Source organism: Aquitalea sp. FG25 (assembly GCF_057809375.1).
On the sequence record NZ_JBMDJV010000015.1, the window covers coordinates 46,991 to 69,732 of the forward strand.

At 55.9% G+C, this 22,742-nt stretch carries 19 protein-coding genes; 9 read left to right on the forward strand and 10 right to left on the reverse strand.

Annotated elements, in window-relative coordinates; translation table 11 throughout:
- Positions 1–307: 307 nt before the first annotated feature.
- Positions 308–1,699, forward strand: coding sequence for a tryptophanase (locus ACODR9_RS14315; protein ID WP_488810076.1), 1,392 nt, complete (start codon positions 308–310; stop codon positions 1,697–1,699).
- Between the two features lie 70 nt (positions 1,700–1,769).
- Here ACODR9_RS14315 and ACODR9_RS14320 read toward each other — a convergent pair whose 3' ends face one another.
- The 7 genes from ACODR9_RS14320 to ccoN form a co-directional block, all read right to left on the reverse strand.
- Positions 1,770–2,171: a YbaY family lipoprotein gene (locus ACODR9_RS14320; protein WP_488810077.1), complete on the reverse strand. Its 402-nt coding sequence runs from the start codon at positions 2,169–2,171 to the stop codon at positions 1,770–1,772.
- Complete coding sequence (locus tag ACODR9_RS14325; protein WP_488810078.1) at positions 2,171–2,698, reverse strand: FixH family protein; 528 nt, start codon at positions 2,696–2,698, stop codon at positions 2,171–2,173. Before ACODR9_RS14325 ends, ACODR9_RS14320 begins: the two co-directional genes overlap by 1 nt.
- Before the next feature lie 3 nt (positions 2,699–2,701).
- Positions 2,702–4,147: a cytochrome c oxidase accessory protein CcoG gene (gene ccoG / locus ACODR9_RS14330; RefSeq protein ID WP_488810079.1), complete on the reverse strand. Its 1,446-nt coding sequence runs from the start codon at positions 4,145–4,147 to the stop codon at positions 2,702–2,704.
- Between the two features lie 148 nt (positions 4,148–4,295).
- Positions 4,296–5,210, reverse strand: a complete 915-nt coding sequence (gene ccoP / locus ACODR9_RS14335; protein ID WP_488810080.1) for a cytochrome-c oxidase, cbb3-type subunit III — start codon at positions 5,208–5,210, stop codon at positions 4,296–4,298.
- Positions 5,207–5,401 (reverse strand): cbb3-type cytochrome oxidase subunit 3, encoded by a 195-nt coding sequence (locus ACODR9_RS14340; RefSeq protein ID WP_045845631.1) that lies wholly within the window; start codon positions 5,399–5,401, stop codon positions 5,207–5,209. Before ACODR9_RS14340 ends, ccoP begins: the two co-directional genes overlap by 4 nt.
- A gap of 3 nt (positions 5,402–5,404) precedes the next feature.
- A complete protein-coding gene (ccoO, locus tag ACODR9_RS14345; protein ID WP_059285217.1) occupies positions 5,405–6,019 on the reverse strand; it encodes a cytochrome-c oxidase, cbb3-type subunit II in 615 nt (204 codons plus the stop codon).
- 20 nt (positions 6,020–6,039) lie between these two features.
- Positions 6,040–7,467 carry a cytochrome-c oxidase, cbb3-type subunit I gene (gene ccoN, locus ACODR9_RS14350; RefSeq protein WP_488810082.1) on the reverse strand — a complete coding sequence of 476 codons (1,428 nt, stop codon included), beginning with the start codon at positions 7,465–7,467 and terminating at the stop codon, positions 6,040–6,042.
- Between the two features lie 457 nt (positions 7,468–7,924).
- Here ccoN and ACODR9_RS14355 point away from each other — a divergent pair, with 457 nt between their 5' ends.
- From ACODR9_RS14355 to ACODR9_RS14390, 8 genes are all read left to right on the forward strand, one after another.
- On the forward strand, positions 7,925–9,715 hold the full coding sequence (locus ACODR9_RS14355; protein ID WP_488810083.1) for a M61 family metallopeptidase: 1,791 nt from the start codon (positions 7,925–7,927) through the stop codon (positions 9,713–9,715).
- Between the two features lie 119 nt (positions 9,716–9,834).
- A complete protein-coding gene (gene pepN / locus ACODR9_RS14360) occupies positions 9,835–12,459 on the forward strand; it encodes an aminopeptidase N (protein WP_488810084.1) in 2,625 nt (874 codons plus the stop codon).
- Between the two features lie 142 nt (positions 12,460–12,601).
- A complete protein-coding gene (locus ACODR9_RS14365) occupies positions 12,602–13,525 on the forward strand; it encodes an alpha/beta hydrolase family protein (protein ID WP_488810085.1) in 924 nt (307 codons plus the stop codon).
- A gap of 64 nt (positions 13,526–13,589) precedes the next feature.
- Positions 13,590–14,237, forward strand: a complete 648-nt coding sequence (locus ACODR9_RS14370) for a 2OG-Fe(II) oxygenase (protein WP_488810086.1) — start codon at positions 13,590–13,592, stop codon at positions 14,235–14,237.
- Between the two features lie 60 nt (positions 14,238–14,297).
- Entirely contained in the window at positions 14,298–15,398 is a 1,101-nt protein-coding gene (gene aroC, locus ACODR9_RS14375; RefSeq protein WP_488810087.1) for a chorismate synthase, read from the forward strand.
- Between the two features lie 47 nt (positions 15,399–15,445).
- Complete coding sequence (locus ACODR9_RS14380; RefSeq protein WP_488810088.1) at positions 15,446–16,870, forward strand: EAL and HDOD domain-containing protein; 1,425 nt, start codon at positions 15,446–15,448, stop codon at positions 16,868–16,870.
- Positions 16,871–17,078: 208 nt separating this feature from the next.
- Complete coding sequence (locus ACODR9_RS14385) at positions 17,079–17,384, forward strand: acyl carrier protein (protein WP_488810089.1); 306 nt, start codon at positions 17,079–17,081, stop codon at positions 17,382–17,384.
- A complete protein-coding gene (locus ACODR9_RS14390) occupies positions 17,381–18,610 on the forward strand; it encodes a beta-ketoacyl-[acyl-carrier-protein] synthase family protein (RefSeq protein WP_488810090.1) in 1,230 nt (409 codons plus the stop codon). Before ACODR9_RS14385 ends, ACODR9_RS14390 begins: the two co-directional genes overlap by 4 nt.
- A 55-nt stretch (positions 18,611–18,665) precedes the next feature.
- Here the strand turns inward: ACODR9_RS14390 and alkB are convergent, their stop codons facing one another.
- The 3 genes from alkB to ACODR9_RS14405 form a co-directional block, all read right to left on the reverse strand.
- Positions 18,666–19,310, reverse strand: a complete 645-nt coding sequence (alkB, locus tag ACODR9_RS14395; protein WP_488810091.1) for a DNA oxidative demethylase AlkB — start codon at positions 19,308–19,310, stop codon at positions 18,666–18,668.
- Between the two features lie 18 nt (positions 19,311–19,328).
- Positions 19,329–20,405: a bifunctional DNA-binding transcriptional regulator/O6-methylguanine-DNA methyltransferase Ada gene (ada, locus tag ACODR9_RS14400; RefSeq protein WP_488810092.1), complete on the reverse strand. Its 1,077-nt coding sequence runs from the start codon at positions 20,403–20,405 to the stop codon at positions 19,329–19,331.
- A 169-nt stretch (positions 20,406–20,574) separates the two neighbouring features.
- Entirely contained in the window at positions 20,575–21,594 is a 1,020-nt protein-coding gene (locus ACODR9_RS14405) for a porin (protein ID WP_488810093.1), read from the reverse strand.
- Positions 21,595–22,742 lie beyond the last annotated feature (1,148 nt).

Genomic DNA, 22,742 nt, shown 5'->3' on the forward strand with positions numbered 1-22,742 from the left:
TAATCTGGCCGCGCCATCCGGCATTGTTTTTACTAAGGTGTTTCACATGAACACGTTGGCATGCTTGACCCGGACGGCTGCCAACCATGGTAGCCTGCCCAAAAACTGGTTCACCCTCGATATCGTGCTGGCCTACGACTTTCCCCGTCGCTGATCTCCCCACGTAGCTTGCTTGTTGCAGCTGCGATCTGTTGCATTCATTTTTTCATTTGCATCAACTGTTCTGGCCTTGTTGCGTCCGGATTCCACTATTCCGGAGCCGCTTAGGTGCGCCTTTTTCCGGGCCAGGGCAAAGGGAGTATTACGCATGGCACGACGCATTCCTGAACCATTTCGTATCAAGATGGTTGAACCCATCAAGCAAACCACGCCGGAATACCGCCGCCAGGCCTTGGCCGAAGCAGGCTGGAATCCGTTCCTGCTGCGTGGCGAGGATGTTTATATTGACCTGCTGACCGACAGTGGCACCGGTGCCATGTCGGATCGGCAGTGGGCTGGCCTGATGATGGGTGATGAAGCCTATGCCGGCAGCCGCAACTTTTTTCATCTGGCAGATACCGTCAAAGAACTGCTGGGCTATCAGCACACCATCCCCACCCATCAGGGACGTGGCGCGGAGCAGATTCTGTTTCCGGAACTAGTGAAACGCTGCAGTGGCGAGCAGCCCGTATTCATTTCCAACTACCACTTTGATACCACCAAGGCGCATGTCGAAATCGCCGGTGCCCGCGCCATTAATGTGCTGACGCCAAAGGCACTGGATACCGAGACCGCTTATGACTGGAAAGGTGATTTCGATTTGGCCCGGCTGGCCGATGTGATTGCCAGCGAAGGCGCTCAGAATGTTGCAGGTCTGATCATTACCGTAACGTGCAACAGTGCAGGTGGACAGCCGGTTTCCATGCCCAATATACGTGCAGCCAGCGCATTGGCGCGCCAGCATGGTATTCCGGTGATTATCGATGCGGCCCGTTTTGCCGAGAATGCCTGGTTTATCCAGCAGCGTGATCCGGACTATGCTGGCCACAGCATTGCCGCCATCGTGATGGAAATGTTCAGCCATGGCGACATGCTGACCATGTCGGCCAAGAAGGACGGCCTGGTGAATATCGGTGGGCTGTGCTGCTTTAAGGATGATGTCGATCTCTTCCGTGCGGTGCAGGTGCGCTGTGTGCCGATGGAAGGATTTGTTACCTATGGCGGCCTGGCCGGGCGCGATATGGAGGCCCTGGCCATTGGGCTGAAGGAAGGCCTGGATGCCGCTTATCTTGGCTATCGCATCGGCCAGGTGGAGTATCTGGGTGAGCGCTTACGGGCCGCTGGTGTGCCCATTCAGTATCCGACCGGTGGCCATGCGGTATTTGTTGATGCCAAGCGCCTGCTGCCACATATCCCTGCCGAGCAGTTCCCTGCGCATGCACTGGCTTGCGAATTGTATCTGGAAGGGGGTGTGCGTGGGGTGGAGATTGGTTCCCTGTTGCTGGGGCGCAATCCGCAGACCGGGGAGCAGGAGCCTTCTGCTCTGGAGTTACTACGGCTGACCATTCCGCGTCGGGTCTATACCAATGACCATATGGACTACATTGCTGACTGCCTGATCGAGGTCAAGCAGCGGGCTGCCAGCATTGGCGGTCTGTGTTTTGATTATGAGCCGCCGATTTTGCGTCACTTCACTGCACGGTTGAAGCCGCTGCGCTGAGTCTGGCGCATGGTATGAAACAAAAATGGCTGCCAATGGCAGCCATTTTTCTGTCTCATCAGGCGGAAGGCTACTTGATCTGTTCGACTTGCAGCTGCGGATGTTCGCTGGAGAAGGCGTTGATGTGGCCAACATTTTGCAGGCGCAATTCCCCATCAACATATACCTGGGCTTGCAGGCTGTAACTGCCACCGGTCTGGATGGCATGCTTGTCGTAGCACAAGGAGAAGTCCAGCGGAAATTTCTTGGGCTTTTCCAGTGTCTGCTCGGCCAGCAGGCGGGCCGGTGCATCCGCCGGTGTGCTGTCGTCCACCAGCCGGATACGCACCAGCGTAGTGGCTAGCGGTAGTGACAGCGGCTCTTTCAGACCAAGCTTGCCATTGAGGTATTGCGGCTGGTAGCGCTGACTGGCACAGCCTGCCAGCAGGGTGAGCAGGCAGGCCACAACAGCCGGACGGAGCAGGGCGCGCATCACTCCACGGCCTCCAGCTTGGGCTGGCCCAGCATCACCACCGGGCCTTGTTCCGGCTTCCATTCGGCTTGTACCCGCCATTGGTTGCCTTTGTCCTCCAGCTGCACATACCAGTGATTAGCCTTGACCAGCTCCTTGTTGAAGCTGCCGCTGTACTGGTTGGCGGCCAGCTTGTGCAGCTCGGCATTGACGTCATAGTCATCCTGCGCCGGGTGGATCAGCTTCAGCGTCAGGGTGTCCGGCAATGCCTGCTTGCTGGTGGTATTGACCGTGATGCTGCGGCCATCGCTACTGAGCATGACCTGCGCGGTAATGCCCAGGGCTGCGGCCGCCGTGTTACGGCGTAGCTCCATATTGATGGCTTTGCCTTTGTTGTAGTAATCGTCGGTTACCAGGCCGTCATCTGTCTTGATGGCGGTGGTGATGAAGCAAGAACCGACAATAACGGCGGCGAGCGGAAAGCTGATCAAAAACCATACCCAGGGCTCTTTATACCAGGGGCGTGATGCGGGGCTGCTCAGTTGCATGACTTACTCTCCGATGAAGCTGGATTTTTCTTCCACGTGTAGAACCGGGCTGCTTACCGTTTCTACCTTGAAGTGGATCTCGTGGCTGCCCTTGGTGGCAACTTGTGGATCAGCCTGCAGGCGCACGCCAAAGCTTTCGGTTTCTGTCGCCTTTACTTTGATGTGCTTGCTGTCGCTAACCAGTTTCAGGTCAGGCAGGCCGTCTGCCGAGATTTTAAACTCCTGATCGCGTTCTGTCGTGTTGATGATTTTGATGGTGTAGGCATTTTCCAGCAAGCCGGCATCGGTTTCTTTCACCAAGGAGGCGCGGTCACGCAAAATATCCACCTTGAAGGGCTTGCGCATGGCCAGGGAGCCCAGTGCAGCACCCAGTACAATCAGCAGTACAACGGTGTACATGATGACGCGCGGACGGCGCAGATGCTTGACGATGTCTTTTTCCGGGTACTTGCCTTCCAGCGCGTTTTCCGTGGTGTAGCGGATCAGGCCACGCGGGTAGCCTACTTTGTCCATTACCTCATCGCAGGCGTCGATACAGGCGGCGCAGCCGATGCATTCGTATTGCAGACCGTTGCGGATGTCGATGCCTACCGGGCATACCTGTACGCAAATACCGCAGTTGACGCAGGAACCCAGGCCTTGCTGCTTGAAGTCCACGCCTTTTTTGCGTGCACCGCGCGGTTCGCCACGGGCTTCGTCATAGGAGATGATCAGGGTATCCGCATCAAACATCACGCTCTGGAAGCGGGCATACGGGCACATGTACTTGCACACCTGCTCGCGCATGAAACCGGCCAGCAGATAGGTAAAACCGGCGTAGAAGAAGATCCAGAAGCTTTCCCATGGACCGTAATCAAAGGTGGGCATGGCCTTGACCAGATCACGGATTGGGGTGAAGTAACCTACCAGCGAAAAACCGGTCCACAGACAGAACAGAATCATCAGGCTGTGCGAGGTCAGTTTCAGCCTGGCCTTGCGCAAGCTCATTGGTTCTTTGTCCAGCTTGATGCGCTTGTTGCGGTCACCTTCCACCCACTGTTCGATCAACAGCATGATTTCGGTGTAGACCGTCTGGGGACAGGAGTAGCCGCACCATAGTCGGCCGGCAATGGTGGTCCAGACAAACAGCCCGAATGCACAACTCATCAGCAGGGCGGCCAGGTAGACAAAGTCTTGCGGCCAGATAGTCAGACTGAAAATGTAGAATTTACGGTTGACCATGTCAAAGAAGACAGCTTGCCTTCCATTCCAGGTCAGCCAGGGCAGGCCAAGGAAAACCAGCTGAGTACCCAGTACAAAAAGAATACGCCAGTTGTTGAAGATACCCTTGACGCTGCGTGGGTAAATCTTTTTCTGGGCCTCATACAGGGACACGGTCTCCGGACCGGGTTTGGGGGAGGGCGGGGTGTGTTCTACTTTGACCGGGATATCTTTTAACGAATCAGACATGGGTGTTTTCCTGAAGAGGATTTCGCAAAGTTCACATGAGGGATGGACTTTGCGCAAGCATCTTGCAAGTCATTATATTATATGAATAAATATAGTGTTTGATGTAAAGCATACTGCCCGCTTGCGCGGGCAGTATGTTGGCTAAGGCTTACTGCGCCTTGGCGTTATTGGACAATCCCCATACATAGGCAGACAGCAAGTGAACCTTGGCCTCGCCCAGGAAGTCCTTCCAGGCCGGCATCTGGTTGTTGCGACCATTGGTGATGGTCTCGATGATGGTCTTCTCAGTACCGCCATACAGCCAGATGCTGTCAGTCAGGTTCGGTGCACCCAGTTGCTGGTTACCCTTGCCATCCGGACCGTGGCAGGCTGCGCAGATGGTGGTAAAGGTTTCCTTGCCGCGTGTAGCGCGTTCGGCATCATGCTTCTTGCCGGACAGCGACATCACGTAGTTGGCAACGTCCTTGACCTTCTCTTCACCCAGGGCAGAGCCCCAGGCCGGCATTTGACCATGACGACCATTCAGGATGGTGGTTTCGATGGTTTTCGGATCGCCACCCCACAGCCAGTCGTTGTCAGTCAGGTTCGGGAAACCCTTGGCACCGCGCGCATCAGAACCATGGCACTGTACGCAGTAGGTCTGGAACAGGCGTTTGCCCATTTCCTGTGCCTTCGGATCGGCAGCCACTGCTTTCAGGTCCTGTTTCAGATAGTTGTCGTACAGCGGCTGGTACTTGGCTTCCGCTTGGGCACGTTCTTCTTTGTACTGACCTACCGAAGTCCAGCCACGGATGCCTTGCCACTTGCCAAGGCCAGGGTAGAGCACCAGATAGCAGGCACCGAAGATCAGCGTGATGTAGAACATCAGCATCCACCAGCGCGGCAGCGGGTGGTTGTACTCTTCAAGGTCGCCATCCCATACATGGCCCATGGTTTCTACCTGCTCACCCTTCTTGACCGTAGTCTTGGATTGGGTGAACAACAGCAGGGTCAGGCCAACAAAACCTGCAACCACGATGGCCGTGATCCAGATGCCCCAGAAATCGCTTACGAAATCACTCATTGTTTTGCTCCGTTAGAAGCCGACTCATGGTTATCGGCCTCCTGCACCTTGTCGTCGTCGAGAAAGGGCACATTGGCCGCTTCATCGTACCGGTTCTTCGAGCGCCTGCTGTAGGCAATGAACAGCACCAGAATGAAAAAGGTGAAGCACATTACGGTGAAGGCAGAGCGCCCAATCGTTACCCAGTCCATGACTTAGCGAACGTTCTTCAGTGCGAGACCCAAGCCCTGCAAATATGCAATCAGGGCATCCATTTCCGACTTGCCTTCGACCTGAGCCTTGGCTTCAGCGATATCCTTGTCGGTATACGGAACACCTACAGAGCGCAGGGCTTCCATTTTCTTCGGCATGATTTCGGCATCGGCCAGGTTCTTCGACAGCCACGGGAAGGCCGGCATGTTGGATTCAGGTACCACGTCACGCGGGTTGGTCAGGTGAACACGGTGCCATTCGTCGGAATAGCGGCCGCCTACACGAGCCAAGTCCGGACCGGTACGCTTGGAGCCCCACTGGAAGGGGTGGTCATAGACCGACTCACCCGCAACGGAGTAGTGACCATAGCGCTCGGTTTCGGCGCGGAAGGGACGGATCATCTGGGAGTGGCAGTTGTAGCAGCCTTCACGGATGTAGATATCGCGACCTGCCAGTTGCAGCGCGGTATAGGGCTTAACGCCTGCAACCGGCTGGGTCGTGGACTTCTGGAATGCCAGCGGCAGAATTTCCACCAAACCGGCAAAGCTGATCACGATCAGGGTGAACACGATGAGGTAACCAACGTGTTCTTCAATCAGTTTCTGGATCTTTTCCATGTTCTTCTACCTTTATCCGCTTAAGCGTGAGCCGATGCGTTGACAGCCGGAATCTTGGCGTCAACAGCCTTACCGCTGGCAACGGTGCGGAAGGTGTTGTAAGCCATCAGCAGCATACCGGTCAGGTACAGCGTACCGCCCAGGAAACGCACAAAGTGGTAGGGGTAGGTTGCTTTCACGGCTTCAACAAAGGCATAAGTCAGGGTGCCGTCAGCATTCAGGGCACGCCACATCAGGCCTTGGGTCACACCGGAGATCCACAGTGCGGCGATGTACAGTACAACGCCCACGGTAGCCAGCCAGAAGTGAGCCTCGATCAGCTTGGTGCTGTGCATGGATTCACGACCGAACAGGCGCGGCAGCAGGTAGTACATGGAACCGATGGTGATGAAGCCAACCCAGCCCAGCGCACCGGAATGCACGTGACCGATGGTCCAGTCAGTGTAGTGCGACAGCGCATTCACGGACTTGATGGACATCATCGGGCCTTCAAAGGTGGACATACCGTAGAAGGACAGGGAAACCACCAGGAACTTCAGTACCGGGTCGGTGCGCAGTTTGTGCCATGCACCGGACAGGGTCATGATGCCGTTGATCATGCCGCCCCAGCTCGGAGCCAGCAGCACCAGGGAGAACACCATACCGATGGACTGGGTCCAGTCAGGCAGCGCGGTGTAGTGCAGGTGGTGAGGACCAGCCCACATATAGGTAAAGATCAGGGCCCAGAAGTGAACCACCGACAGGCGATAGGAATAAACCGGACGACCAGCCTGCTTCGGAACGAAGTAGTACATCATGCCCAGGAAGGCGGCGGTCAGGAAGAAACCCACGGCGTTGTGGCCATACCACCATTGCACCATGGCATCCACGGCACCGGCGTACACGGAATAGGACTTGGTCAGGGAGACCGGTACGAAGGCACTGTTGACGATGTGCAGCAGGGCAACCGCCAGGATGAAAGCACCGTAGAACCAGTTGGCTACGTAAATGTGCTTAACCTTGCGGATGGCGATGGTGCCGAAGAACACGATGGCATACACCACCCAGGTCACGGCGATCATCAGCTTGATCGGCCATTCCAGTTCGGCGTATTCCTTGCCGAAGGTGTAACCCAGCGGCAGGGTGATGGCAGCAAGGACAATAATCAGCTGCCAGGCCCAGAAGGTGAAGGCTGCCAGTTTGTCCGAGATGAGTCGTACGTTACAGGTGCGCTGCACGACGTAGTAGGAAGTTGCAAACAGGCCGCAACCGCCAAAGGCGAAAATCACGGCGTTGGTGTGCAGCGGGCGCAGACGGCCAAAGTGGAACCAGGGCCCAAAATTGAGCTCCGGCCACACCAATTGGGCCGCAATGATGACGCCCACCAGCATGCCTACAATGCCCCATACTACGGTCATGATGGCAAACTGGCGCACCACCTTATAGTTATAAGTGGATTGCGTTTCCATTTAGGGTTTTCTCCAAGGTTGCTAACTTAGAACGTGACAAACCATGGCGACTTGATTTCCTGTCAACTGCCCCAAATGTTAGGTGACAGGAGAGCCGCAGGGGAGTCTGAAACATTTCAGACTAGCAAAGTGCTTGACCCGTGCTGACAACATTCAGCCAAAACCCCTGGCAAAGCGCTGTTGTGCACACACTTTTTCCCCATTTATTCAGCAAGGCATTCTAAAGCAAATACCCATGACGGGCCAGTTGATTAGTATGCTTGCGGGATTTTTTACGTCCACCATTTTCTTGATTTCAAGCGAGCTGGCAGCAAGTGTTTAGCCTGATGCCGCTTAGTGGGGATTATATTGTCATGACTGTCCAAGCCCTTGACTTAGGTCAAATCGTCATCGGCCACCCCCGTGCTGCGGCCCCGATGCTAGAATCTGCTGTTTTCGCCCCATATTCAGGCAGATCATGACTGTGCCCGTACATTACTCCATTCGTCCGTGCTCTCCGGCAACGCATTGTTTTGAAATTACGCTCAAGGTGGCCAAACCTGACCGAAAAGGACAGGTATTTACCTTGCCTGCCTGGATTCCCGGCAGCTACCTGATCAGGGAGTTCTCGCGCCATATCGTCAGTATCCAGGCCAGTTGTGGCGGCAAGGATGTGCAAATACGCAAGCTGGACAAGCATACCTGGCAGGTCGAGCCCGTCAGTGGAAGCCTCACGCTGGTGTATCAGGTCTATGCGTATGACCTGTCCGTGCGCGGAGCCTACTTGGACGAAATGCGTGGTTTTTTCAATGCCAGCAGTGTGTTTCTTGCGGTAGCCGGGCATGAGTCCAGTGCCTGCGAGGTGGAGATTTGCCCACCCAAGGGCAAGATGTTTGCTGATTGGAAAGTGGCAACTGCCTTGCCTGCACGGGAGGTGAAGAAAAGCGGCTTTGGGTCTTACCGTGCCGCCAGCTATGACGAGCTATTGGATCATCCGGTTGAACTGGGTGAATTTGAGACGGTCAGTTTCAAGGCTTGCGGCGTGCCGCATCAATTTGTGGTGGCAGGACGGTTTCGTGGCGATTTGAAGCGCCTGGCACGGGATACGAAGAAGATCTGTGAATACCAGATCAAGCTGTTCGGCACACCGGCTCCATTCGAGCGTTATGTCTTCATGCTGTATGTGGGCAAGGATATTTATGGTGGGCTGGAACACCGGGCATCCACCGCACTGGTGGCTAACCGGGATGATCTGCCACAAGCGGGTGAGGAGAGCATTGGTGACGGTTACCTGAAGTTGCTGGGCCTGATCAGCCATGAGTACTTCCACAGCTGGAATGTGAAGCGGATCAAGCCGGCTGCTTTCAGTCCATACGATTTGTCGCGCGAGGGCTACACCCGCTTGTTGTGGGCTTTCGAGGGGATTACCTCTTATTACGACGATCTTACCCTGCTGCGTTGTGGTTTGATCGACACGCCGCGCTACCTGGGATTGCTGGCCCAAACCATCAGCGGTGTGCAGCGTGGGGCCGGTCGCCTCAAGCAGACACTGGAAGAATCCAGCTTTGATGCCTGGACCAAATACTATCGGCAGGATGAAAACAGCCCCAACAGTATTGTCAGCTATTACACCAAGGGTTCTTTGGCCGCACTGGCACTGGATTTGACCCTGCGCGACCGTAGTGCCGGCAAGACCTCTCTGGATGAGGTGATGCGAGCGCTGTGGCAGAAATGGCTGACCGATGGGCAAGGACTGGCCGAAGATGAATGGGAAGCCATTGCACAACAGGTGACGGGCCTGTCGCTACAGGACTTCTTTGACAAGGCGTTGCGTTCTACCGAAGAGCTGCCCCTGCCGGCCTTGTTGGCCACGCAAGGGGTAGACATGTGCTGGGACTACGCGGATCATGCCGCCGATGCTGGCGGCATCGGCATGCCGGTTGCCGGTCGCAAGCCACGTGCCAGCCTGGGAGTCAAGACTGCTCCGGACCCGCTGGGTTTGCGGCTGGTCAATGTGCTGGACGATGGTGCTGCCCAACAGGCTGGTTTGGCTGGTGGTGATGTACTAGTGGCTGTCGATGGCCTGAAAGCAGCTGATCTGGACAAGATGCTGGCCCGTTATCGTGTGGGTGAAAAACTTACCCTGCATCTGTTCCGGCGCGATGAACTGCTGGTGCGCGACGTCGTCCTGCAAGCACAGCCTGCAGCCACGTGCCGTCTGCAATTGCAAGCCGATGGCGGGCGCTGGTTACAGGCCGGGCAAGCTTGAGTTGCGGGCAGGCAGCAGCAAGGATTATGTATCTTTAGCGAACCGGGGCGGTGATCCCGCACGGTTCATTAGCAAGACCGGTACCAACCGGCAATGACCCGAAAATTAGAGAGACGAAAATGGCGCAGCAGCCTCAAGTGAACTATCTGAAAGACTATACCGTTCCCCCCTATCTGGTGGATCGGGTGGATTTGAAGTTCGAAATAGAGGAGGCGCAGACGCGGGTGCATTCGCGTCTGGTCGTCAAGCGTAATGAAAAGTCTGCTGCACTAGGCAATTTGTGGCTGGATGGGTCGGCTAAGCTGCTGAGCCTGACCCTGGATGGCGAGCGCCTCTCTCCCGATAGTTACCAATTGAATGAAGAAGGCTTGTTGATACCCGGAGTGCCGGACAGCTTCATTCTGGAAGTGGAAACCAGTCTGGATCCGGCCGCCAATACCAGCCTGATGGGCCTGTATGCCTCCAATGGCAATCTGTTTACCCAGTGCGAGCCGGAAGGCTTCCGCAAGATTACCTTTTACATGGATAGGCCGGATGTGATGGCCAAGTTCACCACCACCATTGTGGCCGACAAGCAGAAGTACCCGGTACTGCTGTCCAATGGCAACAAGGTGGGCGAGGGTGTGCTGGACCGGAAACGCCATTGGGTGAAGTGGGTTGATCCGTATCGCAAGCCTGCCTACCTGTTTGCCCTGGTGGCAGGCAAGCTGGTGGCCGCGCGCGACAAATTCACCACCCAGCGTGGACGTGAGGTGACGCTGGAAATCTGGACCGAGCCGGCAGATCAGGACAAAGTTGCCTTCGGCATGGGGGCGGTAAAGCGTGCGATGAAGTGGGATGAAGAGCGCTTTGGCCTGGAATACGATCTGGACATCTACATGATCGTGGCGGTCAGCGACTTCAATATGGGGGCCATGGAAAACAAAGGCCTCAACATCTTCAATACGTCTGCGGTGCTGGCGCGCAAGGATACCCGTACCGACGCTGAGTTCCAGCGCGTAGAGGCCATCATCGCGCACGAGTACTTCCATAACTGGACCGGTAACCGCGTAACCTGCCGCGACTGGTTCCAGCTCTCGCTCAAAGAAGGCCTTACTGTATTCCGTGATCAGGAATTCAGTTCTGATCTGGGCAGCCGGGCCGTCAAGCGCATTGACGATGTTAAAAGCCTGCGTGCACTGCAGTTTCCGGAAGATGCCGGCCCTACCGCGCACCCGATTCGCCCTGACTCCTACATCGAGATGAATAATTTCTACACCATGACGGTGTATGAAAAGGGGGCCGAAGTGGTACGCATGTATCACACCCTGCTGGGCGAGCAAGGCTTCCGTAAAGGCATGGACCTTTACTTCAAGCGACATGATGGTCAGGCAGTTACCTGCGATGATTTCCGCGCTGCCATGGCGGATGCCAATGGTGTGGATCTGGAGCAATTTGCCTTGTGGTATAGCCAGGCAGGCACGCCGCTGTTGCAGATCAGTAGCCAATACGATGCTGTGGCACAGCGGTATGCGCTCACGGTCAAGCAATCCTGCCGCGCCGTGGCTGGCCTGCCGGCACCGCAAGCCCTGCACATACCGCTGGCACTGGGTCTGGTGGGGGCGGATGGGCAGGATTTGCCTCTGCAACTGGAGGGCGAAGACCACGCCCAGACCGGTACGCGTGTACTGGACATCAAGCAGGCTGAACAAACCTTTGTATTCCTCAATGTGGCTGAAGAGCCGGTACCTTCCCTGCTGCGTGGTTTCTCGGCACCGGTGAAGCTGGAATACGACTGGCGCGACGAGCAGTTGGCTTTTTTGATGGCAAACGACAGTGACAGCTTCTGCCGCTGGGAAGCTGGCCAGACCTTGGCCGAGCGACTGATCCGCCAGTTGCTTGATGCCGTTGAGGCCGGGCGGCCTCTGGTGTTGCCGGAAACCTTTGTGGCGGCCTTCCGCGCAGTATTGAAAGACCATGCCGCCGATCCGGCCCTGCGGGCGCTGATGCTGGGCTTGCCGTCCGAGGCCGAGATACTGGAAATGGTCGATGTGGCCGATCCGGCCATCATCCATCAGGTACGCGATTTTGTACTGGATGAGCTAGCCGAAACATTGCGCGGCGAATGGCATGAGGCGTACCACCTCAATCAGACGCGCGAGTACAAGCCGGAAGATGCAGGCAAGCGTGACCTGAAAAACCGCGCTCTGCAAATGCTTACCCGTCTGAGTGTGGCTTGGCCGGCAGAAGCTGCGCGCAAGCAGGCGCTGGAAGCCGACAATATGTCGGATCAGATGGGTGCCATGCTGGCCTTGCGCGATCATGACAGCGAAGAGCGAGATGAGTGCTATACCGACTTTGCTGCCCGCTGGCAGCGTGATGCCCTGGTCATGGACAAGTTCTTCATGCTCCTGGCCTCCAGCCAGCTGGAAGGTACGCTTGACCATGTGCGTGCCGCGATGGAACACCCGGCTTTCAGCCTGAAGAACCCAAACAAGGCACGTGCCCTGATTGGCACCTTTAGCAACAATATGGCGCATTTCCATGCGGCCGATGGCCGGGGTTACCGCTTCCTGGCGGATCAGGTGCTGGCGCTGGATGCCATCAATCCGCAGGTAGCCAGCCGTATTGTCCGGGCCTTCAACCGCTGGAAGAAGCTGGAGCCGCAGCGTCAGGGCCTGATGCAGGCAGAGCTGCAGCGCTTGCTGGCCAGCCCGCTGTCCAAGGACGTCTACGAAATCGTGTATAAAAACCTCCATGCCTGAGCATTGAGGCGGGTGAGATAAGACGGGTTGCTGAGGCAGCCCGTTTTTTTTATTTATTGCCTGATTAGCTGGTCATTGATCTGCCCTATACTTGCCTTGATCATACGACTGTTTGAATAATTCTCTGGCAGAGGCAAGCGATATGACAGCAACAAACCAGCAGGATTGGCAGCTGCCACTGGATGATGGCGAAACCTTGTATATACGGCGCATCTGGCAGGATGCAGCTGGCCCACCAGTACTACTGATCCATGGCGTGATGGCCAATGGTCGAATTTTCTATACCGACAGCGGCAAGGGCTTGGCACATTTTCTGGCCGCCGCCGGCTACGACGTGTTTGTGGCCGATCTGCGCGGCCGAGGGCGTAGCAGTCCCAAAATCAGCGCAGCCAGCCGACATGGGCAGACTGAAATCATCTGCCGAGATTTACCTGCACTGCATGCAGCTATCCGTGGCCTGAAAGGGGAGGTTGCCGTGCACTGGATAGCCCATTCCTGGGGGGGCGTGCATATGAGTAGCTGCCTGTTGCGCCATCCCCGGCTGGCCTCGCAAGTGGCTTCGCTGGTTTATTTCGGCAGCAAGCGCAGCATAGGCGTGCGCAACTGGCGAAAATTTTTGGAGGTAGATCTGGTGTGGAATGTACTGGCGCACTGGATCATCCGCGCGACCGGTTATCTACCCGCCAGGCGCATTGGTCTGGGTGCGGATGATGAAACGGAAAAAAGCCATCGCCAAAGCAAATGCTGGGCCAAGCTACGTCCCTGGGTAGACAGTGATGACGGCTTTGACTATGGCGCTGCGGCACGACATGTGTCACTCCCGCCTGCCCTGTATTTTGCTGCGCGCAAGGACCCTTGCCGTGGACATGCCGAGGATGTGCGGCGCTTTCGCGATGAAAGCGGCCCCCACTTGTCGCGTTTGCGCTTGCTGGGACGCGCTGTTGGGCATTGGCATGATTATGACCATGTCTCCCTGCTTACCCATCCGGATGCGCCTGCCGATCATTTTCCGCTGGTGTTGGAGTGGTTGGCAGGAAGGCACGACAAGGTGATAGAGAATTACTGACGAATATCATTCCACCGGAAAAGTCGCTGTGGTAGAACAGCGGCCTCTAGTGGAGAATGCGCCAATGAATCAAGCAACCGACATCGCACCAGCCCGGCTGGATGCCATCATCGAACAACTGGCCGAACATGGCTGGGTGGTGGATCACTCCCTGTTCAGTGCTGAAGCCATCCGTCAGCTGCAGCAGTATTGTCTCGGACAGTGGAACGATGGCCGCTTTCACGAGGCTGCCGTCGGGCGTGCCGATCAGCAAGGTCGACGCAGCGAAATCCGTTCCGATTCGGTACTGTGGCTGGAGCCAGCGGACACCGAAGCCGCTGTTGCACATTATTTTTCCACGCTCGATCAGGTGCGACAGGCCGTGAACCAGGCCTTTTATCTGGGGCTGGAAGATTTGGAATCCCATTTTGCCGTCTACCCACCGGGCAGTTTTTATAAAAAGCACCTGGATCGCTTCCGCGATGATGACGCGCGTGCGCTGACTGCAGTCCTGTATCTGAATGAGGACTGGCCGGATGAAGCTGGTGGTCAGATGCGGCTGTATCTGGATGCAGACTGCACGCAGTCGGTGGATGTGGCTCCACGTGCGGGGACGCTGGTGTTGTTCCTGTCTGATCGCTTTTGGCATGAAGTATTGCCGGCCACACAGCAGCGTCTGTCGGTCACCGGCTGGTTCCGTCGGCGTCAGGCCGGTTTCGCTTGGTCATCGTAGGATGGTTTCGCCGTGCTAGAATCAGGCCAAACCAGATGAAATGACAAGGGACGAATCAAGATGTCAGGCAACACCATGGGGCTGCTGTTTACCGTAACTTCCTTTGGCGAAAGCCACGGACCGGCCATCGGCTGCGTGGTGGATGGCTGCCCGCCCGGACTGGCCATTACCGCAGAGGAAATCCAGCAGGAGCTGGATCGCCGCAAGCCCGGCACCAGCCGGCATGTCACCCAGCGACGCGAGCCTGATGCGGTGGAGATTCTGTCTGGCGTTTACGAAGGCAAGACCACCGGTACGCCGATTGCCTTGCTGATCCGTAATACCGATCAGCGTTCCAAGGATTACGGCAATATCGTTGAAACCTTCCGTCCCGGCCATGCCGATTACACCTACTGGCACAAGTACGGTGTACGCGATCCTCGCGGTGGTGGTCGTTCCAGCGCACGCGAGACTGCAGTACGCGTGGCCGCCGGTGCCATTGCCAAGAAATGGCTGCAGCAGCGCTACGGTGTGGTGATTCGTGGCCACATGACCCAGATTGGCGAAGTAGAAATTCCGTTCAAAAGCTGGGATGTGGTGAATACCAATCCCTTCTTTGCCGCCGATGACAGCGTGGTACCGCAACTGGAGGACTATATGGACTCCATCCGCAAGAGCCTGGATTCGGTTGGTGCGCGCTTGCGCGTTGTTGCAGAAAATGTACCGGTGGGTTGGGGTGAGCCGGTATTTGACCGCCTCGATGCAGACATTGCCTATGCCATGATGAATATCAATGCGGTAAAAGGCGTGGAGATTGGCGCCGGTTTTGCTGCGGTAACCCAGCGTGGCAGCGAACATGGTGACGAACTTACGCCAGCAGGCTTTGCCAGCAATCATGCTGGTGGCATTCTGGGGGGGATTTCCACTGGGCAGGACATCGAAGTTTCGATGGCTATTAAACCCACCTCGTCCATTGCCCAGCCGCGCCGTTCCATCGACAAGCAGGGTAACCCTGTTGTCATGGAAACGCATGGTCGTCATGATCCCTGCGTCGGCATTCGCGCCACCCCCATTGCCGAAGCCATGCTGGCACTGGTATTGATGGATCATGCCCTACGCTATCGTGCCCAGTGCGGTGATGTGGTAGTGGATACTCCGCAAATTCCGGGGCGAATCAGCTAGACTGGATTGAGGCTATATGACAGCCGGGCATCAAGAGAGAGCAAATCATGTTTAAAAATCTGATTGGCGGTTTGGCCGGTCGTCTGAAAAAGAGCGAAGAGAGTCCGGCTGACGAGATCGCCGCGATCGAAAAAGAACTGGAAGCCTCGCCGGTCAAACATAGTGCCGAGCCAGAGCCGATTGACCAGTTGCCGCCAACGCTGGGCTTTGTCGCCCACCAGCCCGTGATGGATCGCCAACACCGCGTGGTGGCCTATGAGTTCTTTGTCAAGTCTGGCGCGGCCATGAAAGGGGGGAAGCAACAGGATTTCGACCGCCTGATGCTGACCACTTTGCAGAACATGGAAGTCTTCCGTCTGCTGGCTTACCGCCGTGCACTGGTACATATCTCCATCAGCTCGCTGGCCGAGCCGCTGCTGTTGCAGATGCCGGCCAAGAGCGTGATCTTTGTGCTTGAGCCCGACCTGAACCAGCCAACCAGCGAGGAAATCATGCCCTTGCTGGACGATCTGCGCAGCAAGGGTTTGCGTTTTGCATTGGAACCGGCGGCTTTCGATGGTCAGGTTCTGGCAGAGCGCTTGCAGCCAGAGCTGTTCAACCGCATGGACTTCATGCTGCTGGACTTTGCCGCGCCGTCCACCCGTGTATTGGCACCGATTCTGGACCAGTTACCGCGTCGCTATCCCAATGCACGTTGGATGGCACGTAATGTTGGTACCGCTGAAGATCTGGATATCTGCTTGCGTGCGCCGGGCAGCAACCGTTTTGCATTATTCCATGGCCCTTTCATTGCGACGGTGCGCAGTCTGGAAAGTGGCAAGGTAGACAGCAACCAGACCCGGGTATTGCAGATCATGCGCATGCTGCGCGCCAATGCGGAGCCGCGCGAACTGGAAGCCCAGTTCAAGCTGGATTCAGTGTTGTTGTTCAAGCTGCTACGGTTTATCAATTCCCCGGTTAACGGCTTGTCGCGCAAAGTGCAGACCATTGAAGAAACCCTGCTGCTGCTTGGGCGGGAAACCCTGTTCAAATGGCTGTCCATGCTATTGTTCACCGCCAAGAAGGAAGACGGAACGGCACTGGCCTTGCTGGAGAGGTCGCTGATCCGCGCCCGATTCCTGGAGCGTCTGGGTGCTTATCGTGGCAACAAGCTGGAAGCCGAGCATCTGTTTCTGACCGGGATGTTCTCTTTGCTGGATGTCCTGCTAAACCAGCCCTTCCCGGATGTGCTGGACCCGCTGGAGTTACCGCCGACCGTACGTGATGCGGTTGTCGAAAACAAGGGCATGTTCAGTCCTTACCTGGCATTGGCACTGGCTTGTGAGCATGGGGATGACCAGCGCATCAATGCCTTGTGCAAGGTACTGAATTTTGAGGTGGAGCACACCTGCCGCTATTACATCGACTCGGTAGTATGGGCGCAGGAAGTACTGCGCGAGAGCGATGTGCACAACGATGTAGAAGCGGTCTGAGCTCAAATCCATGGGCCAATAAAAGCCAGCACGGGATGCTGGCTTTTTGCATGATCGCGTAAAATGATGTAATGGCATTATAGTGGCGGGCTGGTTATGCCATCTATTTAGCTTTTCCCGGTGGTGGCCAAGCTAGCTGTTGCCTGTCAACAACTGGCATAAAACACGACAATAAAGACCATAAATTTTCATGAGGTAGCGGCATACAATGGCACCACATGATAAATACAACTCCATGCGCAATCCCGATGCCGGACTGTGCGGGCAAGGCATTGTGATGAACACTCTTGAGCAGATCCAGCAGTTGATTGTTGAAAAATTTGGTGTAAAAGCCGAAGAAGTCCAAGCAGAACGTGCATTGAGCGAGTATGGCCTGGATTCCCTGGGCCAGATTGAGCTGCTGTTCGCTATTGAAGAACACTTTGATGTCTCCATTCCCGAAGAAGAAGCCCATGTGGCCAATCTGCAGGAACTGGCCAACCTGGTTGATCGCCACAAGGCAGTCAAGCAATGAAGACGGCTGTTGCCATTACCGGTATCGGTCTGATTTCGCCGCTTGGCAACCGGCTTGATGATGTATTCGGCAAGCTGATGGAAGGCGTGTCCGGAATCCGGAGAGTAGAGAGCGATGTAACCGGCTGCAAGCCCGCCGTTATGGGGGTTGTGGATTTTGATCCGGCCAGCTGGTTTACCCGTATGCAGATGTCCGGGGTGGACCGTGTCAGCCAGATGGCTGTCGCTGCCGCTACCCAGGCATTGGAGGATGCTGCGCTTGCCTTGCCGGATGACCGTGAGCAGGTTGGCGTTTATGTCGGTTGTGCCATGGGGGGCGGTACGGCCCTGGACAAAGGTTTCCAGAATTTTTACCAGACTGGCACCCGGGTGTCGCCGCTTTCGGTGATCGCCAGCATGGCCAATGCGCCGGCCGGGCACATCAGCATGCGTTTTGGCATTACTGGCCCGTCGGTGAATTACTCTGTAGCTTGCGCGTCTTCCGCTATTGCCTTGGGTGAAGCCATGCGGGCGATTCGCAGCGGAGAAATCAGCCAGGCGATTGCTGGCGGAGCGGAAGCCATGCTGCTGCCTGGCATCATTAATGCTTGGCAATCAATGCAGGTACTGGCCAGTCCCGAAGGAGAGCATCCCGAGCAGGCGTGCCGGCCCTATGACAAAACGCGTAATGGACTGGTGTTGGCCGAAGGTGCTGCCTTTCTGATTCTGGAACGTTTGGATGATGCGCTGGCACGTGGAGCCCGCATTTATGCCACGCTGGATGGCTATGCATGTCGTAGTGATGCCGCGCATATCACCAAGCCAGATGTCGCTGGCCAGGTGCGCACCATGCGTGCCGCCATGGCCGACGCAGGTCTTGCTGCGGAGCAGATTGCCTATTGCAACAGCCATGGCACGGCCACCCAGGTTGGGGACGTGGTTGAGTGTGAGGCACTGCAGACTATCTGGGGGGAAGGAACACCCGGCTTGCAGGTGAGTGCAACCAAGTCCATGCATGGTCATCTGCTGGGTGCCACCGGCGGGCTGGAGACGGCCATCACGGCATTGGCATTGCATCGCCGACAGATTCCGCCTACCGCACACTGTCAGCAGCTGGATGAAAACTGTCGTGTGCAGCATGTATTCGGCAAGGGAGTGGCAGCGCCACAGTTGCAGGCTGCCATCAGCAATTCATTTGCCTTTGGTGGCAGCAACGCCAGCCTGGTATTGCAAGCCTACCCGCGCTGACCGTCCGCTACTTGAGCAAAAGCCCGCCTAAGCGGGCTTTTTTGTTGTTGGCCGGTTAGGCCCGGCGGAAGGTCAGGCTGATGCGACGGCTGCCCAGCAAGGGGTGAATCCCTGCGGCCAGCGGCATGATGCCATGAAAGCACAGGCGTGCCGGGCCACCAAATACCAACACGTCCCCATGAATCAGCGGGATTTTCTGGTATGCATTATTACGTTGCATGCCGCCCAGCATGAAGCGCGCAGGCAGCCCTAGTGACAGGATAGCAATGGGTTGTGAGAAATCACGTTCGTCCCGATCCTGATGCAAGGACATCCGGCAGCCCGGCACATAGCAGTTTATCAGGCAGGCATTGCTGTCAAACCCGTTGAAGCCGGCAGTGGCAGCCCATTGACGCGCCAGCACGGCAAGCCGAGGAGGCATGGCTGGCCATGCCAGACCACTGTCAGGGTCGCTTGGGGAGTAGCGATAACCACCGTATCCGCTGACCCAACCCAGTGCACCGCAGTTACTCATTGAGACCGACATTGTCCGGCCACCTGGCGTTTGCATCTGGCGTAATGGGGCTTGTTGCAAAACGGCCTGCACGTCCTGCCATATCAGCTTTTCGTCTTCCAGGGCATGGCCTGGCAGCAGGGTAATGCCGGGAGAAAGCTGCTGCACCGGACGCTGCCAGCTTTCTGGAAACAGCTCATCCTGCATGCTTGAAAATCCTCATTATCAATGGTCTTCCTCGCGCTTCAGCAAAGCCTGCTTGCGGGCCAGACCCCAGCGATAGCCGGATAGCTCACCATTCTGGCGAATGACACGATGGCAGGGAATGGCTACCGCAAGTGTGTTGGCGGCACAGGCGCGGGCCACCGCCCGGACTGCACTTGGCTGACCTATCTTGGCGGCCAGCTCGGCATAACTCATTGTCTGGCCAGGGGGGATGGCGCGCAGTGCTTGCCAGACGCGCTGCTGAAAGGCGGTGCCGCGAATGTCCAATGGCAGTTCCAGCCCCTGCCGTGGGTTGTCTATCAGGGCGATGACCGACGCCATCTGTTGTTCGAATGCTTGTTCATCACCTTGCAAGTCTGCCTTGGGAAATTGATCCTGCAATTGCTGCAGCAGGAGTGCCGGGTCATCCCCAAGCAAAATGGCACAAATGCCAAGCTGGCTCTGGGCAACCAAAATGGCTCCCAGGCTGCACTGGGCAATGGCAAAGTGAATGGCAGCCTGGCTGCCACCTGCACGGAAGTTGCGTGGGGTCATGCCCAGCCGCTGAGTGGATTCAGCATAGAAACTGCTGCTGGATTGATAGCCAGCATCATAAATGGCATCGGTAATACTGTTTGCTGTTGTCAGCTTCTGCTGCAACTTCTGATGGCGAATTGCCATGGCGTAGGCGTGAGGTGTCAGGCCGGTGGTTTTCTTGAACAGGCGGTGAAAGTGATAAGGGCTCATGCCCGCCTCACTGGCCAGTGCCTGCAGGGTGGGAGCGCGATCCAGCATGGAAATATGCTGGCAGGCCTGGGCAATCAGATCGGCCTGCCGTTGCCGGGGAGATGCTTGATCCGGCGTGCAGCGCAGGCAGGGGCGAAAACCTGCCGCTTGGGCCGCCTGGCCATCGGCAAAGAAAATGACATTTTCTGGTTTGGGCTGGCGCGACGGGCAGCTGGCCCGACAATAAATGCCGGTTGTGCGGACAGCATAGACAAACTGCCCATCTGCGGCTGCACTGCGTTGCAATATGAGTTGCCAGCGTGGGTCCTGTGCGATGGAAGAGCCTATTGACTGCGTGCTGGATGGTGGCATGGTGAGCAGCTTTCCTTGGGGGTAACTGACTATGACAGTAAATACCAATACAAACACCCTGTGGATTGCGCTCAAATTCTAGCAGTGGATAAACATGGCTGTCGGCATAAAAAAGGCCTGCATGATGCAGGCCTGAAGGAATTAACTGACTTGATGGGATGCTGGCGGATCAGAAGCTCTTGGACAGGCCGATGAGCTCGCCGTTACGGGCGCTGCCGCCTGCTTGCGGCTTGTCATGCGACAGCTCGATGTAAGCTATGGTGTGCTTGCTCAGATTGTAGTGCAGCAGCAGGTTGACGTACTTTTCCGTGCCTTGTGCCAGCGCGGGTGAATTGTCCTTGCGAACCCCGGTTTGCAAGCCCAGCTGGGTATTGCCGATGGTGTAGTAGGCATACAGCGAGGTCGCGTTCACTACGCTGTCATCCGCCAGTGTGTTGCGCTGGTATTCCACAGCCAGTTCCAGTGCATCAATCGGCTTGTAGTTGGCAGTCAGGTGCAATTGGCGGTTGCTGCCCAGCTGGCTGGTGTTATTAGCATTGCTGTTGGTGGTGTTGCTGGAAGCGCCATAGTTGGCGGAAACCGTCCAGTTGCTGCCACTGAAACCTGCCAGTACCGAGTAGCGGTTGGTGCCGCTATTGCTGGTGGTTTTGTTTTCATCAGTGGAGAACTGCACGCCACCGTAGAAGCCACCCAGATTGCCTGGCAGGTCGTAACGGACCATATTGTTGCCGGTTACGCCGCCATACCAGCCCAAGTGGTTATCCGGGCCAGCCCATACGCTGTAATCAAACTTGCCGTCTTCTACGTTGCCTGTACCCTTGCCGGCGCGAATCATACCGAAGCTACCTTTCAGGCCGACAAAGCTGTCATCGCTGGCAAAGGTATTGGCCTGCTTGCCCATTTCATCGTAACCGCTGCCGGTTGGGGAAAAGCGGTTATTTACCTGGAAAATAGCGCTCAAACCATTGCCCAGGTTTTCTTCACCATTGAAATTGATCTGGCCACGACCTGCCACATTGGTGGTGGATGCAGCTGCCGGATTGGTGGTGTAGCCCCAGGCGCTATTTGCGGCTGCACTGTATTGCAGCACACCGGCACGGACGAAGCCGGAAATGGTGACACCATCATCTGCATGGGCGTAACCGGCGCAGGCAGCCATCACGGCCAGCGCAATGTATTTGTTTTGCATCTTGTCTTCTCCAAATTGTCTCGTTTGTTGTTTTGCTACTTCAATGTTGGTTTGTGTTCGGTATTTGCTCCGGACTTAGCCACCTAAAAAGCAGGGACATTGTTAATTTCTGTGTTATTCATGGTCAAACGCATTTTATGTAGTGTGTACGCTACATACTTGCATTGATGTATGTAGTAATTTAACTACATAAATTAGAGGTGGAATATGGCGGACAATAAGCAATTGTTACTAGGAAATATCAGAAATTTAAAAGCAAAAGCACTTATTTATTAATGTTGGGATGTTGCAACAAAGTGGCATTTTCTGCTGCATTTCCACTTATTTTTGAACAAATGCTGCATGTGCACATAAATGTATGAAAATTATCCATCACTATTTTTGAAAGAAATGGGCAGTTGGTCGATGGCTTTGTTTAAAGTAAGGGCGGCAGATGGCTATCTGGCAAGACGGTAGGCGCAGCCTTGCCTGGGTCAGAGAAGGGATGCCCCTGCGTGGTTATGCTGCGGGTTGAACCCTGTAGGTTGTTGGTGCTGCGCATAAAACTGTGCAGGGAGAGTTTGCTGGGAGTCTGCGCAATAAAATTGCGCAACAAGGCAGCGCGGTGTCCGTCAGGGTGAGCAGCTTGCGCATTAGGGGTGGGGCTAGGTGATGTGGCGGCGGGACAGGCAGCCTGATGAGACTGGGAACGGGTGTGTGGCTGCATTGGTATTGTGCATACCAACGGTGGCTGGCTGGAAAAGCCAGAAACAAAAAGCCCCAAGTCTTTTAACAAGAACTTGGGGTATTTTGGGTTTCTGGCGGAGAGGGAGGGATTCCGTATTTTATCGCATAACCCCCTGTTTTCCTGGCACTTTTCAGTACTTTTACACACGTAGACGATAGCTGTTGTGTAGAACTGATTTTGCGATTGTAGTTGATGTATTCACATAATGTAAGGCGATTTTGAGGGCTTTGTATCTGAGCGGGGAAGGGCGGTGCGCGAAGGTTAGTTGACCGGTTATCGGCCAAAGCAGTCACCCACTGCAGCAACCGAGGAAGACCGCTTAAGGCTGATTGCAGCCGGTCATTTGTTCAAGAGTCAACGACTGCTGTGATAGAAACCGGACTCTGCGTTCATTCCAGACCTACCGCAGACATCTGCGCCA